Below are 15,948 nucleotides of genomic sequence, written 5' to 3'. Positions count from 1 at the left end.
CCGACGAATGCAGCGACACTCAAAGGACGGCGGAATGACGATGGATCGGCGGAGCATGGTGTTTTCCGGATTGCTGGCGGCGGGCGCCGCGGGGGCACAGGGCGCGCTCGCCGCGGAGGTCCAGGGCCGCCCCGCTCCTGCCCCCCCGTCGCGCGGCGGCAGGTTTCGTCGCGACCGCATCGACGTCCACCATCACATTGTGCCGCCGGCCTTCCTCGCGGCGATGGAGCGCCACGGGGTCAAGGAGGTGGCCGGCGCCCCCCTGCCCCACTGGACGCCGGAGAAGTCGCTCGACGTGATGAACCTCTATGGCGTTCAGACGGCCCTGGTCTCGCTTTCCGCCCCGGGGGTCTATTTCGGCGACCTGCCGGAGGCCAAGAGCCTGTCCCGGGCGTGCAACGAATTCGCCGCCGAGATGTCGGCGGCGCACCCGGGCCGTTTTGGCAGCTTCGCCGTCCTGCCCATGCCCTTTACCGAGGCGGCCTGCGCTGAGGCCATCCATGCGCTGGACGTGCTGCACGCCGACGGCGTGGTGCTGCTGGGCAGCACGGAAGGCGTCTTCCTGGGCGATCCGCGCTTTGACGAGCTCATGGCCGAACTCAATAGGCGCAAGGCCAAGGTGTTCGTCCACCCCAATCTCCACCCGACCAGCTCACAGCTGGATCTGCAGATCCCGGGCTACCTGGTGGAATTCGTCTGCGACACGACGCGAGCGGCCACCAACCTGATTTTCCAGGGCGTGCTCCATCGCTATCCATCGATCACTTGGATTTTGGCCCACGCCGGCGGCTTCCTGCCTTACATCGCCTGGCGGCTGTCGCTGGCCAACGACCAGCCGGCGCTGGCCTCCAAGGCGGGCGAAGGGGTGATGGGCGCCATCCGGAAGTTCTATTTCGACACGGCGCTGTCACCCTCGCCCTACGCCATGGCCGGACTGAAGGAGTTGGTGGGTCCCAGCCGCATCCTGTTTGGCAGCGACTTTCCTTTCGCGCCCGCGCCCGCGGTGGGCATGGAGGTCAAGTCGCTGGACGGTCTGCGGGTTCTGGACGGCCCGGCCAAGTCGGAGATCAATCGCACCAACGCCCTTGGTCTTTTTCCGCGCCTGGCGGCCTTCAGCGGGGCCGCCCACGTCTCGGGAGCCGGCCGCAAACTCAAGCGCGCGGTGACCAAGCCGATCGTCAATCTGGCCGATACGCTCCGCAAACGGTGAGACGCTCGGCGTCTGAACGTCGGCCTAGGCTGGCGGGGCGGCGTCCAGCGCTTCGTCGATGAGGGCGTGCAGCCAGCGTCGGCCTTCGTCCTTTTGCTGGCGCAGGTGCCAGACGATGTTGACGGCCACGATCGGGCTTTCCATCGGCAAAGCGGCGATCTCCAGGGGATGGTGGCGCTGTAGAGCCCTGGCGACCCGGCTGGGCACCACCGCCACCAGATCGCCCTGCTCGATGATCGGGGCCAGGACCATGTAGTGGGGAACCACCAGGGTCGGGCGCACGGAGCATCGGTATTTTCTGGGGTCACGACCTCGGCGGCGATCACCCGGTGGGTGGCGATGTCCATGATCTGGGTCACCCGGCAGTCGAGATTGACGCTGGCCTGGTCGAGCCACAGACCGCTGCCCCTGGCGCGCCACCGCCCCGCCGTGAAGCGCTGCTCCATAGGCATCGGCGGCTGACCGGCGAAGGCCATGGCGGTCTGCAGGTTGGCCTCAGAGCCTACCGCCAAGGAAAACGCTCCGACCCTGACGACGGCTTCGGCGATCGGCGCGGTGGCCAGCAGGCTGACCAGCAGGCTGGGCGGATCGGCGCTCAGCGACATCACCGCGCTGACCGTCCGTCCATACCGGGCCTCGGGCGCCTGCACGGTGACGACCGAGACCGCCCCCGGCATGCGGGCCATGGCCCGGCGAAACCGCCCGGCGTCGACGGGCGGCAGGACGCTCACAGGGCGAAGTCCATGGTCTGGGCGCCCATCAGCACGCCGCCGGCGTTGATCGCGCCCTTGTCGGCGTTGAGATAGGCGTGGTTGGAGGCGGCGTGCACGTCCCGGAAGTAACGCTGCATAGGGTTTTCCTCGCGGATGCCGCGCCCGCCGGTGGCCTTGAACAGAAGCTCGATGGCCTGCATGGCGGTTTTGGCTGTGTGCTGGGCGTTCCACTTGTTCTGCACCCGCAGTTCGACGGGCAAGGGCGCGCCCGCCGCCAGAAGGGCATCCATCTCGGCGAAGGCCGCCTCCAGGCTGGCGTGGGCGCCGCGGATCAGCGCTTCGGCCTCGGCCAGGCGCTGGCGCACGAAGGGATCTTCCAGCGCCTTGGCCCCGTCATAGGCGCCGACGCGCTCGCGCATCTGGGCGCGGAACTCCTCTAGCGCCCCGTCGGCCATCCCCAGGGTCACCACCGACAGGCAGTAGGCGAAGATGACGCCGAACGGATAGCGGTAGTTCGGAGAGGTGAAGGTCTCCAGCCCCACGTCCTGCATCATGAAGCTGTCGAGGAACTTGTGGGTGCGATGCTCGGGCACGAAGGCGCCGTCGACGACGATGTCCTTGCTGCCGGTGCCCTTGAGCCCCATCACGTGCCAGGTGTCATCAATCCGGTAATCGCTGCGCGGGATAAGGAAGACGCGCATGTCGGGCATGAAGGCGCCCTCCTGTGTCGGCGCCATGCCGCCAAGGAAGACCCACTGACAGTGGTCGCTGCCGCTCGACCACGGCCAACGCCCGCTGACCTTGAAGCCGCCGTCAACCCGCTCGATCTTGCCGAACGGCGCATAGGAGGACGAGATGCGGGTGTCGGGATCGGCGCCCCAGACGTCCTGGGCCGCTTGCGGCGGATAAAGGGCCAGTTCCCAGTTATGCACCGCGACGAGGTTCAAGCACCAAGCGCTGGACGGGCAGCCCTTGGCCAGCGCCATGGCGACGCGAAACAAGCTCATCGGGTGCATCTCGTAGCCGCCATAGGCTGCCGGCTGCAGCATGCGATAGAACTCCGCCTGCAAGAAATCGGCGACGGTGTCGTCGAGCACGGCGCGATTGGCCTCACAGGCGGCGGCCCGCCCCTTGAGGACCGGCACCAGGGCCAAGGCGCGCGCGAGCAGGTCCTCCGGCGTCGGCGTCGGCGCGGCGGCCGTCGAGGCGTTGGTGTCTTGCAGGGACATGGCGGTCTCCGGGCTGTTCAAGGATGGGGGTGGGCTGGCTAGGTGCGAGCCGGTTGGGTCGTCAGATCGGTGCGGGCGGCGCAGGCTCGCCCAGCGACAGGAGGGCAAGGGCACCGACCAGGGAAGCGGCCGCCAGGCCCACCAGGCCCGGTCCGTAACCGCCATGCTGGTCGAACACCCGGCCAAGGATCGCCGGCCCCAAAGCGATGCCGATGGTGAAGAGCAGCAGCTGGTAGCCGTAGATCTCGCTGAAATGAGCCAGGCCGAAATTGCGCGAGACCAGCAGGGCCACCAGATCGATCTCCGCGCCCATGGCGATGCCGACGCAGACGGCGCAGGCGATGATCACCGGCACCCCACCCACTCCGGTGGCCAGGACCAGGAGCGCGGCGGTAACAGGAACGAAGAGCCAGAAGGCGACTTTCGAGGCGGCGTGGCGGTCTACGAACCACCCGGCCATCAACCGCCCCAGCAGCATGGTGACGCCAAACAGGCCCGCGATGGTCGCGGCTAGCCCCGGTGAATGGCCCCTGTCGGTGATCAGAGCTGGAAGGTGGACGACCGCGCCATTGACGGCCGCGGCGTTCGTGAAGAAGCCAAACGCCATGACCCAGAAGATCCGGCTCTTGAGCGCCTGGCGCACGCTCACTCCGCCCGCCCCTGGAGCCGGCGCGGCTGATGGCGCGGTCTTGGCCTGCGGGGTCGGGGCCTTGAGCGCCAGCAGGATGACCGGATAGGCGATGACCAGGACCGCCACGCCCAGCATGGCGTGGGCGAAGCGCCAGCCATGCTGTTCGATCAGGATCTGGCTGATCCGGGGCGCGACCGCGGCGCCGACGCCAACGCCGCTAAGGGCGACGCCGAGCGCCAGGCCGCGCCGTTTGGTAAACCAGCCCACGATGATCCGCGCATACGGCATGGACGACTGCACAGGCGCCACCAGGCCGCCCAACACGGCGAAGGCCATGTAGGTCGCGGGCGAGTGGGCCAGCCCCGCGGTCAGAAAGAACCCGCAGGCCATCAGGGGTACGCCCAGCAGCAGAGTGAACCGCGCGCCCTTGCGATCCACGAGTCGGCCGATGAACGGCGCGGCGAAGGCGGCTGTCAGCCCTCCGATCGCCGAGGCGGCGGAAAACCCGCCCCGCGACCACCCCAAAGCCTCGACGACCGGCTTCATGAAAACCCCGGACGTGTAGAGCGAAAGCGCCGGTGAGCTGACGACCAAGCAGACGGCGACCGCGACCGCCATGCGCCAGGCCTGGCCGGAATCCTGCTCGGCGCCGGGGCTTGCGCCCTGTTGGGTTCGATCCATGCGTCCCTCCCTGGGATCATTTTTTGAGTTGTTTTTGGGGTCTTGGCCCGGGCCGGACAGGCGCCTAGCCGGCGGGCCGGATGATCGAGCCGACAACGCGCCCCAGGGCCGCGGCGACTTCGCCCAGGGAGGGTTTTCCCTCGGGCCGATGCCCCCACTTGCTGATGCCCCGGTAGGTTTCCGGGACCCAGCTGGCCTCGTCCTCGATGAGGACCGGATTCCAGCCCAGTTCCATCTCGAAGCCGGACGGGGTGACGACATAGAAGGAAATGTTCTGGTCGTTGGGATGTTGGCCCACGCTCATGGCGATGCGGAAGCCCAGGTCCTTGCAGCGCCGATAGGCCTGACTGACATCGTCCAGGCTCGCGGCCTCGATCATCAGGTGTTGCACCCGCTTGCCGATTGGATCGACCCGGCGTCCTGCGGTGGCGGCTACGGCGACGGAATGGTGGCGGGGGTTCATGTGCAGGAAGGTGAACTCCATCTCGATGCCGGACAGGCGATCGGTGATGTTGTCGGAAAGCCGCGCGTCGAACAGCGCCTGCAACTGGTCGATCACCGCCTCGGGCCTCTGGGTGAGGATAGCCACATGCCCCAGACCCAACTCGCCGGCGACGAAGCCCCCGCCCTTGATCCGGAGCGGCTGGTTGGATTTGCGCGGCCCGGCGAACAACTCCATCCGCAGGCCCTTGGGACCGTCGAAGACCCAGTAGTCGTCGACGCCGCGCTGCAGGGCCTCGGATCCGGCTTGGCGCTCGTAGGACACGCCGTGGGCCGAAAGACGCTCGCGCATGGCCGCCAGCTCGATCTCGTCCTCGAACTCCCAGCCCAGGGCGACCACGTCCTCGGCCTTGCCCGGTCGGACCAGGATGCGCACTTGCCGGTCGTCGAGCCGGAACACCAGGGCGCCGTCCTCAAGTGTATCGACATGCATCCCCAGGCCCTCGGCCCCGAAGACGCGCCAGCGATCCAGCCGATTGGATTCCACCACCACGTAGCCGATGCGGGTATCGATACGATCGGTGGACTTGGGGGTCTTGAGCATGGCCTCGCCTCGGTTCGTCGTCGTCTGCGACTTGACGAAGAAGCTGACCGACCCCGAGCCCGGCGATAATTCGATAGTTCACGGCGAGGTATCAGGCGGCTCGATAGGTGCCGCCCTAGGGATGGATTTCCTTGAGCAGCCCGCGAAACCAGGCATGGGCCGGATCTCGCTCCATCGACCGCCCCCAATAGGCGCAGACATGGACTGGCGACATTTCGAACGGCGGGGTGTGGATCTCGATGTCGAGCACTCGGGCGAAGCGTTCGGCGATCCGTCGCTGGACGAGGGCCAGGCAGTCGGTGCTGGCCACGATCGCCGGCAGGGCTGTGAACTGCTGGACGATGACACGGTTGTGCTGCTCGATCCCGCCTTCGCGCATGCCCAGGATCTGATGGGTGGTTTCGATCTTGGGCGACATTTGGAACATCGCGTGGCGACTGGTCTCGTAGATCTCGCGCGTCAGCGGTCCTGCGAAGCCGCGGTGGGCGCGCGAGGAAATGACCACCATCTCGTCGTCGAACAGCGGCATCGAGCTGCCGTCATAGACGCCCTCGGCGGTGTCGGACGGCACCATGACCAGGTCGATGGTGCCGCGAATAACCTCCGAGGCGACGTTGCCCGGCACGTCGATGAAGTGCACCGAAGCATTGGGGGCCTGTTGGGCCAGGAGGCGGGTCAGCGGCGGGGCGATCAGAAGCGACACATAGTCGGCCGTGGCGACGATGAAGCGGCGCGTTTCCTCAAGCGGATCGAACTGAGGTGGTCGAAGGAGGGTCTCGACCTCGAGATAAGCCCGTTCGGTCTGCTCGATCAGCTCGGCCCCGCGCTCGGTCAGCTCCAGCCGGCGGCCCACCATCACCAGCAAATCGTCGTTGAAGGTCTCACGCAGGCGCGAGAGCGCCGCGCTCACCGCCGACTGGCTGAGGCCCACCAGCTCGGCGGTGCGGCTGACGCTGCGAGTGCGCAGCAGCTCTCGCAGGATGGGCAACTGGTTGAGATTGTGGCGTCTGAGCAGCACCGTTCGAATCCCCGCCTCAAAAACCATGGAGGCGCCTGATTGTCGCGCGCACCCTCAACCGGTGGAAGCCACAAGTTGCGACGGCTGGGCCGACATCGCGCCGCGCAGGACTTGGACGAGATCGCCCGGAGCGCCTGGGACGGCGTCCCCGCGCCAGACCACCTGTTGATCGTGACGGACGATCAACAGGGCGGTCTTGAAGGCCTTGGGCAAATCCGGCTTGGGGGCGTCGAGCACCTTGAGCGGCAGGCCCGCGGCCGCCGCGGCGGCGACCAGCGGCTCGACGCTGACCGATGGATCGAAGCGCACCAAGGTGTAGTCGAGATCCAGTTCGTCATAGACCGAGCGCTCGCCCAGCCAGAAGTGGGGCATCCGGCAGCCCGGCACGGTCGAGGGCGTAATCTCGCCCATCGTGTAGGTCGGCGGGGCCTCGCCATCATAGGCGATAATCGGAGATCGATCGTAAAAGTAGCCGAAGTTGAGTCCTTCGGGCGCGAACTGCGGGACGTTGATGTCATAGAGCTTCTTGCCCAGCAGCGCCCTGAGGCCCATCCCGACCGGGCCCTTGGCCGCCAGCGCCGCTGGGACATTGCCCTTGCCCATGGCTTCGACGTTCTCGATCACCTTGCGCATGGCGAACTTCGACACCTGCTCGGTGATCGGGTGGCGCTCGGCCTCGTAGGCGTCGACGATAGCCGGCTCGGCCCAGCCATTGACGGCCGCCGCCAGGGTCCAGGCCAGGTTCACGCCGTCGGCGATACCCGCGTTCATGCCGTAACCGGCGAAAGGCACCCAGAGGTGAGCCGCGTCGCCAGCGATGAACACCCGTCCGTCGCGGAAGCGCTCGGCGACCAGGCGCCGGCCGATCCAGTCCTCGTGATTGAGCACCTCCCAGGTGAACTCCTGACCTACGCCCAGCACGTCGCGGATCGACTGGTCGAAGTCCAGCGCGTCGTAGTCGCTAACGCCTGCGGGCATGGACCGGTGGACCAGCCAGGTGTCTCTGCCGTCAATGGCCACGACATTGCCGCGCACCTTGTCGTTGACCACCCAGCTCATCCAGGCGGGCCGTCGCTTGCCGAACAGGGCCTTGAGGCCCGGGGCCCGGATCAGGGTGCTCCGCGTGCGGCCCAACTCGGCGTCGCCGACGAGCTTGACGCCCATGGCCTTGCGGATCGGGCTGCGTCCGCCGTCGCAACCGACCAGATACTGGGTGCGAATGGTGAAGGCCTCGCCGTCGGGCTGGCGGCGGCAATGGACGGTCACACCCTCTGCGTCCTGCTCGTAGCGCTCCACAGCGGTCTCGTTGAGGACGGTGATCTCGGGCGTGCGCTTGAGGCGCTCGAACAGGATCGGTTCCAGATAGAGCTGACTGACCCGCACCATGGGCTCGGGCGTGCGCCAGGCGCTGTCCAGAAAGCCCGGTTTTTCGCGCTCGTTTCGCGCCGGCATGGTCAGGCGGGTCAGCTCCGGCCCGCTGATGCTGGTGCAGTAAATGGTGTCGGTCGGATAATCGTCGGGAAGGCCGGCGGCGCGCACGGCGTCGGCGACGCCGAACTGGCGGAAGATCTCCATGGTCCGGGCCGCGACCGTGTTGCACTTGGCGCTGGGCGGCTGGCCGGCGGTGCGTGGTTCGACGACGATGACGTCGACGCCGCGCAAGGCCAGGGCGATGGCGGTGGACATGCCGACGGGTCCGGCGCCCGCCACCACGACGGGGGAAGTATGGGACGGGGTCATGTTCTGAAATCCTAGAGGCTGCGCTGAGCCAGGAAGGCCAGGGTGATGGCGTTGAACGTGTCGGCCCGCTCCCACTGGACCCAATGGCCCGTGCGGCTGAAGAGGTGCAGGTCGGCGTTGGGAAGGCGGCGGATCAGCGAGGTCCCGCCACTGGGGCGATTGACGCGGTCGTCCTGGCCCCAGAGCACAAGGACAGGATTGTTGAGACCGGCCAGGCGCGGATCGCGAGTGAAGTCCACGTCGCGCAGCTTGAAGCCCTTGGGCCGCATGAGCGGTGGGCTCGCCACCGTCTCGGGATCGATGCTAGCCTCGTAGCGCTCCCGTAGCAGCGTGTCGGGAATGTCGCTGGGCTCGTAGACCAGGTCGTCGATGAACGCGCGTAGCTTCTCCAAGCTTGGTCCATCGCCCTTGTAGTAGTTGAGCAGCTTCTGCAGGCCCTTGGTCGGCAGACTGCGGGTCGTGTCCACCCCGCCCGGGCCCATCAGCACCAGTCGGTCGACCCGGTCGGGATGGTCGAGCGCCAGGCGCAGCGCGCAGGCCCCGCCCAGGGAGTTGCCGATCGCGTGGGCGCGCTTGACGCCCAGGCCGTCCAGCAGCTCCAGCATGGCGCCAGCCAAGTCGCCGAACGGATCGGAACGGCTGACGCCCTTGGTCGAACCGCCGTAGCCCGGCATGTCCGGGATCAAGAGGCGATAGGACTGGGAAAGGGCCGCCAGGTTGCGCGAGTAGTTAGACGGTCCCGTCGCGCCCGGACCGCCGCCATGAAGCATCAGAAGCGCGGGGCCCTGCCCGATTTCGGCCAGCCGGATGACCCGCCGTCCAACCTTGATGTCCCGGATCACTGGAGCGGTCACGCGACGGCTCCATCAAGCCGCGCCTTCAGATCCAGGGCGACATCGACGATCATGTCTTCTTGGCCGCCGACCATGCGACGCTGCCCCAGTTCCAGCAGGATCGAGCGCACGTCCAAGCCGTGTTCGGCCGCGGCCCTCTCGGCGTGGCGCAGGAACGAGGAATAGACCCCGGCATAACCCAGGCTGAGGGTCTCGCGGTCGACGCGGACCGGGCGGTCCTGCAGCGGCCGGACCAGGTCCTCGGCGGCGTCCATCAGCTTGAACAGATCGCAGCCGTGGTTCCAGCCGTAGACGTCGGCGGCGGCGATGAACACCTCCAGCGGCGCGTTGCCGGCCCCGGCCCCCATGCCCGCCAGCGAAGCGTCGACGCGGATCGCGCCGTTCTGGACGGCGGCGATCGAGTTGGCCACGCCCAGGCTCAGATTGTGGTGAGCGTGAATACCCCGTTCGGTCTCGGGCTTGAGCACCTGGTCATAGGCCTGCAGACGCGCTGCGACGTCGTCCATGGTCATGGCCCCGCCGCTGTCGGTCACATAGACGCAATGGGCGCCATAGCTTTCCATCAGCACCGCTTGCTGGGCCAGGGCCTCGGGCGGGCTCATGTGGCTCATCATCAGGAAGCCAGAGACATCCATGCCCAAGCCACGGGCGTACTCGATGTGCTGGCGCGAGACGTCCGCCTCGGTGCAGTGGGTGGCAACCCGCACCGAGCGCACGCCCAGGTCATGGGCGCGCTTGAGGTCATGCACCGTCCCAATGCCGGGCAGCAGCAGGGTGGTCAGCTTGGCGTGGGAGATCACCTCCCCCACCGCCTCGATCCAGGCCCAGTCAGTGCACGCCCCGAAGCCGTAGTTGAACGACGAGCCCGACAGGCCGTCGCCGTGGGCGATCTCGATGGCGTCGACCTTGGCCTCGTCCAGGGCCCGGGCGATGGCCCGCACGTCGTCGAGACTATACTTGTGGCGGATGGCGTGCATGCCGTCGCGCAGGGTGACGTCCTGGACGTAGAGCTTGGACTTCGGCTGGAAGGGCGTGGTCATTGGCCGACCTCGTGGTTGGGATGACGGGCGATGATGGTCTGTCGCGAGAGCCTGGCCCGCTCGATGCTCGAACGCTCTGGTCGAAGCCGCTTCACGACGCCACCTGCGACCAGCCCCGGCTGGCGGCGATCTTTTCCGCGGTCTTCAGGGCCGCCGACGTCATGATGTCCAGGTTGCCGGCATAGGCCGGCAGGTAGTGGGCCGCGCCCTCGACCTCGAGGAAGATCGTCACCTTCAAGCCGGTGAAGGCCTGGTCCATCTCGGGAATGAACAGCGGGTCGTTGGCGCCCAGGCGCTCGAACTGCACCTTCTGCTTTAGGCGGTAGCCGGGCACATAGGCCTGGACCTCGGCGACCATGGCCTCGACCGAGGCCTCGATGGCGGCGGTGTCGGCGTCGTCGCAGAGGCAATAGACGGTGTCGCGCATGATCAGCGGCGGCTCGGCCGGATTGAGCACGATGATCGCCTTGCCGCGCGTGGCCCCGCCCACGGTCTCGATGGCCCGTGAGGTGGTCTCGGTGAACTCGTCGATATTGGCCCGGGTGCCGGGGCCAGCCGACTTGCTGGCGATCGAGGCGACGATCTCGCCGTAGTGCACCTTGGCGACACTATTGACCGCCGCGACCATCGGGATGGTCGCCTGGCCGCCACAGGTGACCATGTTGACGTTGGTCGCGTCGAGATTGGCCACGCCATTGATCGGCGGCACGACATAGGGGCCGATGGCGGCGGGCGTCAGGTCGATCACCTGCTTGCCGTGGGCTTGCAGCACAGCGTCGTGGTGCTTGTGGGCGCCAGCGCTGGTGGCGTCGAAGACGATGGCGATGTCGGCGAAGTTCGGCAGGGCGACCAAGCCGTCGATGCCGCCGGCGGTGATCGGCACGCCCAGGCGCTCGGCGCGCTTGAGGCCGTCCGATTCCGGATCGATGCCGACGAAGGCGCCCATCTCCAGGCTCTTGGACAGGCGCATCACCTTGATCATCAGGTCCGTGCCGATATTGCCCGACCCGATGATCGCAACCTTCGCTTTGCGTTCGTTCGTGGTCTGGCTCATGCGGCGATCGCCTTGATGACGACGGGCGCGAACCCGTCGATTTCGACCGTGTGCAGGCCAGGTTGAAGTGGGATCATCGGGCCCAGCGCGCCGGCCAGGATCACGTCGCCAGCCCGCAGGGGCGCCCCCAAGGCCACGGCGGTGTCGGCTAGCCAGGCCAGCGCGATCAACGGGTCGCCGAGGCTTGCGGCGCCCACGCCGCTGGATACGATCTCGCCGCCGCGGATCAGGCGCATGGTCGGCGATCGCAGGTCGCAACCGGGAACGTAGGGTTCAGGCGAGCCGAGCACGAAGGCGCCGCTGGAGGCGTTGTCGGCGACGGTGTCGACGATATCGATGTCCCAGCCGGCGATGGCGCTGTCGACGATCTCGGCCGAGGCGGCGACCGACGCGATCGCGGCTTCGAGGCGCTCGCGGGAAAGTCCGGCCTGGGTGATATCCTGGCCCAGGACGAAGGCGATTTCCGCCTCGATCCGCGGTGAGATCAGACCCGTCAGGGGCAGCTCCACCTCGTCGCCATAGACGCCCATGAAGTCGAACAGCACGCCGAAATCGGGTTGGTCGACGCCGAGCTGGGTTTGCACGGCCTTGGAGGTCAGGCCGATCTTGCGGCCGACGACCTTGGCCCCGGCCGCCTGCTGGCGCGCCACATTGCGCTGCTGAACTGCATAGGCGGCCTGGATGTCCTTGGACGGCAGGCGCTTGCGGACGGGATCGATCGCCCGCCCTGTCGCCCGCGCCTCAAACAGGGCGTCGGCGACCTCATCGACGATGGAGGTCAAATCCGTGGTCATGTTCCCTCCCCGGGGTGTGTTGGGTCGGACCATCGACCCACCCAACACTTTAGAAAATTCGATAGTTTTGAACCCAGGCATCCACCCGGTTGATAGGTCAGCCCCTGGCCAGGAACTCGGCCACCAGGGCGTTGAACGCCTCGGCCTTTTCCCACTGCACCCAATGACCGCAGCCGGTGAACAGGTGCATCTCCGCGCCGGGGATGGACTTGAGGAACACAAAGCCCCCGTCGACCGGGTTCACCCGGTCATCCATTCCCCACAGGATCAGGGTGCGCGCTTTGAGACCCGGCAGGCGCGGGTCACGCCATAGCACCGGGGCGTTGATCGCCTCGGGGGCCAGCCGCAGCGGCGGCGCGGCCAGGATGTCGGGGTGGGCGCTGGTCTCGAAACGTTCGGCGATGGTGTCGTCGCCGATCTCCCCGGGATTGAACACCAGTTGCTGAATGAAGGCCTTCAGCTTGGCCTGGCTGGGGCCGTCTCCGTGGTAGTAGGTCAGAAGCTGCATCAGGGCGTTGGTCGGGGTCGGGGTGAAAAGGCCCTGACCGCCACCGGGTCCCATCAGCACCAGGCGGTCGACCTTGGCGGGGTGGTCGAGCGCCAGGCGCAGGGCCGCCGCCCCGCCCAGCGAGTTGCCGACCATGTGCGCCTTGTCCAGGCCGATGGCGTCCATGAACGCGGCGAGACCCTGGGCGATATCGCCGAAGGGGTCGGCCATGTTCAGGCCCTTGGTCGACTGACCGTAGCCGGGCAGATCGGGGACGTAGACCGTGAAGACTTGGCTGAGGATCTCGATGTTGCGGCGGTAGTTGGAATAGCCCGCCGCGCCCGGTCCGCCGCCATGCAGCAGCATCACCGCCGGGCCCTGGCCGGTCACATGGTAGTGGATCTGCCGCGCGCCGGCGTCAGCGAAGCGGCTCTCAAGCGTGTTGGTCATGGCGTTCCTGGCGTCCCGAATTTTTGCTCAGTCGCCGCCGCCGCCGCCCTTCAGGCAAATCGATTTCGCAAAGCCAGCCTTCCGCCTGATCGATAGGTCCGGCTCGCCGAACGGCGATCCATCAGCCGGATCGATGGCTGCATATGGATTATCGACTGATCCCCCAGCCAATCCCGACGCAGCATGGGGTCACGGCGCTCAACGCCGTGATCACCAATCCGGACAAAGAGCCGGCCACGTCGCCCGTCGGGGCGCGATGGTTTGAGGGGGAAACGATGTCACAAGGGCTTTCCTTGCGCTTACTGCTGGCTGCCGGCGCGTCCGCCGCGGCCTTCGTCTCACAGGCTTCGGCTCAGGAGGCGCCCGCCAATCCGGGCACGGTCATCGAAGAGGTGGTGGTCACCGCTCAGAAGCGCGAGGAGTCGCTGCAGAGCGTTCCGATCGCGGTCTCGGCTTTCAGTCAGGCCACGCTGGAGCGCCAGAAGATCGACGGCGGCTCCAATCTGCAGCTGGCCATCCCGAACGTGACTTTCTCCAAGTCCAACACCATCGGCTACAACTTCCAGATCCGCGGCATCGGCTCCAAGCTCAACACCGCCTCGGGCGACACGGCCACCGGCATCCACCTCAACAACGCGCCGCTGACCGCCAACAGCCTCTTCGAAGCTGAGTTCTACGACGTCGAGCGCGTGGAAGTGCTCCGCGGTCCGCAGGGCACGCTCTATGGCCGCAACGCCACGGGCGGGGTGGTCAACATCATCACCGCCAAGCCGACGCACGATTTTTCGGCCATGCTGCGCGGCGAGGTCGGCGACTACAACGCCCGCAAGGCGCGCGGCATGATCAACCTTCCCCTGGGCGAGACGTTCGCCTTGCGCCTGGCCGGCTCCTATCTCAAGCGCGATGGGTTCGGGACCAATCTGACGACGGGTTCGGACGTCGACAACCGCGACCTCTATTCGGTGCGCGGCACCTTGGCGTTCGATCCCAACGACAAGTTCGGCGCCACCCTGATGTGGGAGCACTTCAAAGAAAACGACCGTCGCTCGCGCATCGGCAAGATGTATTGCACCAAGGACGAGGGTCCCACGAGCGTCGGCGGCGTGGCCGTCTCGGGCAACGCGGCCCTGGCCAATGTCGAGCGCGGTCTGCTGAGCCAGGGCTGTTCGGCCACCTCGATCTACTCGGCCAGCGCCCTGGGCACGCCCAACTACCTGGCCTCGCTCGAAGGCATCACGGCTCTGGCCGCCGGCCTGATCTCCAGCGACCCCTACGCCGGCAAGATGCAGACCCCGGGCCTGCGTGACATCGAGTCCCGCTTCGATCCGAAGTACAGGGCCAAGAACGACGTGGCCGAGCTGAACCTGCATTATGCCCTGAGCGACAGCCTGACCCTGACCTCGCTGACCTCTTACAGCACCTATGACGTCTATTCGTCCGAGGACTATACGCGGGCCCAGCCGACGGGGACCTTCAACAGCACGGCGATCTCGCCGGGCGGGGTGTTCACCGACCCGCAGATCGGCGCTTACAACCGCCTGGCCACCTACGACATCTCGCGCGGCAATTTCAAACAGTGGACCCAGGAACTTCGGCTGCAGTCCAACTTCGACGGGCCGTTCAATTTCAACGTCGGCGGCATCTACGTCGACTACAAGACCGACACCTCCTACCAGGTCGTCTCCAACGGCATCACGGCCCTGGCGGTCGCCCGCAATGGCGGCGTCCCCTGCGCGGCGACCTCGACCACCTGCATCTATATCGACCCCAACCAGGAGCCGGACGGCAGCGGCCACAACTACTTCCTGTCGCGCCAGCCCTATCACCTGAAGGCCAGCGCGGCGTTCGGCGAGGCCTATTACAAGGCCACCGACAGCCTGAAGTTCACCTTGGGCCTGCGGTGGACGCACGATGACAAGACCGTCGACAACATCCCCTCCGAGACCCTTATCGCCGGCAGCGGCTATCCGGTGGGCACGCCTGCCCAGCAGAAGGCCGACTACAAGGCCGTCACCGGGCGTTTCGGCGCTGACTGGAAGCCGGTCGTGCCGTTCACCCAGGACACCCTGGTCTACGCCTTCTATTCGAAGGGTTACAAAGGCGGCGGCGTGAACCCGCCGTCGGCGGTTGGCTTTGCCGGAACCAAGGCCTCGTTCGATCCCGAGTTCGTCAACGCCTATGAGATCGGGACCAAGAACACCCTGCTGGGCGGCTCGCTGCAGCTGAACGCCACGGCCTTCTACTACGACTACAAGAACTATCAGGTCGCCAAGGTCGCCAACCGCCAGACGGTGGTCGAGAACGTCGACGCCGAGGTCAAGGGCGCCGAACTGGAGTTCGTCTGGAAGCCGACCACGCCCCTGCGGATCAACGGCACGCTGGGTCTGCTCGACACCAAGATCAAGACCGGCAGCTCGATCGACACCTTCAACCGCACGGCCGGTAACACCGCCTATGCCGTGGTCAAGGCGTCGAACGGCCAGACCTGCATCGCCCCCACCGCCCTGATCGCCGGCTATCTGACGGCCATCAACAGCGGGACCCTTCCGGTGACGGCGCTGCTGACGATCTGCAACAACGCCGCGGCCAGCGAAGGCTTCGTCACCCAGCTCAAGGGCAAGGAACTGCCCAACGCCCCGAGCATGACCCTATCGCTGGGCGCCCAATATGACTGGGTGCTGCCCAACGACTGGAGCGTCTCGCTGCGCGGGGACTACTACCGCCAGACCCACACCTACGCACGGGTCTACAACACCGAGGCCGACCGCCTGAAGGGCTGGGAGAACGTCAACCTGTCTCTGGTGGTGGCTAACAAGCCCAAGGGCTTGACCATCGAAGCCTACGTCAAGAACGCCACCGACGAGACGGCCGTGACCGATCTCTACCTGTCGGACTCGGCGCTGTTCCGAAACGGCTTCTTCACTGACCCCCGCACCTACGGGATCAGCCTGACCAAGCAGTTCTAGGGTCCTACCTCGCGCGGCGGCCAAGGCGACTTGCCG

13 protein-coding genes and 1 pseudogene are annotated in these 15,948 nt (G+C 66.7%); 2 read left to right on the top strand and 12 right to left on the bottom strand.

The features are described 5' to 3' along the window. Positions 1-55: 55 nt before the first annotated feature. Positions 56-1,210, top strand: coding sequence for an amidohydrolase family protein (locus I4Q42_RS10600; protein WP_198576044.1), 1,155 nt, complete (start codon positions 56-58; stop codon positions 1,208-1,210). A gap of 24 nt (positions 1,211-1,234) precedes the next feature. On the opposite strand, the gene I4Q42_RS10595 is transcribed toward I4Q42_RS10600, so the two are convergent. The 12 genes and pseudogenes from I4Q42_RS10595 to I4Q42_RS10545 form a co-directional block, all read right to left on the bottom strand. Next, positions 1,235-1,492 (bottom strand): type 2 periplasmic-binding domain-containing protein, encoded by a 258-nt coding sequence (locus I4Q42_RS10595; protein WP_198576207.1) that lies wholly within the window; start codon positions 1,490-1,492, stop codon positions 1,235-1,237. A 32-nt stretch (positions 1,493-1,524) separates the two neighbouring features. Beyond that, a pseudogene (locus I4Q42_RS26590) lies at positions 1,525-1,887 on the bottom strand (flavin reductase family protein); the annotation flags it as partial. A gap of 50 nt (positions 1,888-1,937) precedes the next feature. Next, a complete protein-coding gene (locus tag I4Q42_RS10590; protein WP_198576043.1) occupies positions 1,938-3,152 on the bottom strand; it encodes an acyl-CoA dehydrogenase family protein in 1,215 nt (404 codons plus the stop codon). A gap of 61 nt (positions 3,153-3,213) precedes the next feature. Next, entirely contained in the window at positions 3,214-4,464 is a 1,251-nt protein-coding gene (locus I4Q42_RS10585) for an MFS transporter (protein ID WP_198576042.1), read from the bottom strand. 64 nt (positions 4,465-4,528) lie between these two features. After that, entirely contained in the window at positions 4,529-5,509 is a 981-nt protein-coding gene (locus I4Q42_RS10580) for a VOC family protein (protein ID WP_198576041.1), read from the bottom strand. Positions 5,510-5,624: 115 nt separating this feature from the next. Next, positions 5,625-6,527, bottom strand: coding sequence for a LysR family transcriptional regulator (locus I4Q42_RS10575; protein ID WP_198576040.1), 903 nt, complete (start codon positions 6,525-6,527; stop codon positions 5,625-5,627). Positions 6,528-6,581: 54 nt separating this feature from the next. After that, a complete protein-coding gene (locus tag I4Q42_RS10570; RefSeq protein ID WP_198576039.1) occupies positions 6,582-8,267 on the bottom strand; it encodes an FAD-dependent monooxygenase in 1,686 nt (561 codons plus the stop codon). 11 nt (positions 8,268-8,278) lie between these two features. Continuing rightward, positions 8,279-9,121, bottom strand: coding sequence for an alpha/beta fold hydrolase (locus I4Q42_RS10565; RefSeq protein ID WP_198576038.1), 843 nt, complete (start codon positions 9,119-9,121; stop codon positions 8,279-8,281). Further along, complete coding sequence (gene dmpG / locus I4Q42_RS10560; protein WP_198576037.1) at positions 9,118-10,161, bottom strand: 4-hydroxy-2-oxovalerate aldolase; 1,044 nt, start codon at positions 10,159-10,161, stop codon at positions 9,118-9,120. Before dmpG ends, I4Q42_RS10565 begins: the two co-directional genes overlap by 4 nt. Before the next feature lie 91 nt (positions 10,162-10,252). Beyond that, on the bottom strand, positions 10,253-11,215 hold the full coding sequence (locus tag I4Q42_RS10555; RefSeq protein ID WP_198576036.1) for an acetaldehyde dehydrogenase (acetylating): 963 nt from the start codon (positions 11,213-11,215) through the stop codon (positions 10,253-10,255). Next, entirely contained in the window at positions 11,212-12,009 is a 798-nt protein-coding gene (locus I4Q42_RS10550) for a 2-keto-4-pentenoate hydratase (RefSeq protein WP_198576035.1), read from the bottom strand. Before I4Q42_RS10550 ends, I4Q42_RS10555 begins: the two co-directional genes overlap by 4 nt. Positions 12,010-12,106: 97 nt before the next feature. Next, positions 12,107-12,946 (bottom strand): alpha/beta fold hydrolase, encoded by an 840-nt coding sequence (locus I4Q42_RS10545; protein ID WP_198576034.1) that lies wholly within the window; start codon positions 12,944-12,946, stop codon positions 12,107-12,109. Positions 12,947-13,239: 293 nt separating this feature from the next. On the opposite strand from I4Q42_RS10545, the gene I4Q42_RS10540 reads away from it, so the two are divergent. Continuing rightward, positions 13,240-15,912 carry a TonB-dependent receptor gene (locus I4Q42_RS10540; protein ID WP_332873061.1) on the top strand — a complete coding sequence of 891 codons (2,673 nt, stop codon included), beginning with the start codon at positions 13,240-13,242 and terminating at the stop codon, positions 15,910-15,912. The last annotated feature ends 36 nt before the right edge of the window (positions 15,913-15,948 follow it).

Source organism: Caulobacter hibisci, assembly GCF_016135805.1.
GTDB classification, from domain to species: domain Bacteria; phylum Pseudomonadota; class Alphaproteobacteria; order Caulobacterales; family Caulobacteraceae; genus Caulobacter; species Caulobacter hibisci.
The sequence above is the reverse complement of the archived record's forward strand: the minus strand, read 5'-3'. Positions and strand labels throughout refer to the sequence as shown.

Coding starts and splice junctions, on each gene's coding strand:
- I4Q42_RS10545 (WP_198576034.1), bottom strand. CDS start 12,946: ATGACCAACACGCTTGAGAGCCGCTTCGCTGACGCCGGCGCGCGGCAG.
- I4Q42_RS10570 (WP_198576039.1), bottom strand. CDS start 8,267: ATGACCCCGTCCCATACTTCCCCCGTCGTGGTGGCGGGCGCCGGACCC.
- I4Q42_RS10585 (WP_198576042.1), bottom strand. CDS start 4,464: ATGGATCGAACCCAACAGGGCGCAAGCCCCGGCGCCGAGCAGGATTCC.
- I4Q42_RS10555 (WP_198576036.1), bottom strand. CDS start 11,215: ATGAGCCAGACCACGAACGAACGCAAAGCGAAGGTTGCGATCATCGGG.
- I4Q42_RS10590 (WP_198576043.1), bottom strand. CDS start 3,152: ATGTCCCTGCAAGACACCAACGCCTCGACGGCCGCCGCGCCGACGCCG.
- I4Q42_RS10550 (WP_198576035.1), bottom strand. CDS start 12,009: ATGACCACGGATTTGACCTCCATCGTCGATGAGGTCGCCGACGCCCTG.
- dmpG (WP_198576037.1), bottom strand. CDS start 10,161: ATGACCACGCCCTTCCAGCCGAAGTCCAAGCTCTACGTCCAGGACGTC.
- I4Q42_RS10580 (WP_198576041.1), bottom strand. CDS start 5,509: ATGCTCAAGACCCCCAAGTCCACCGATCGTATCGATACCCGCATCGGC.
- I4Q42_RS10600 (WP_198576044.1), top strand. CDS start 56: ATGGTGTTTTCCGGATTGCTGGCGGCGGGCGCCGCGGGGGCACAGGGC.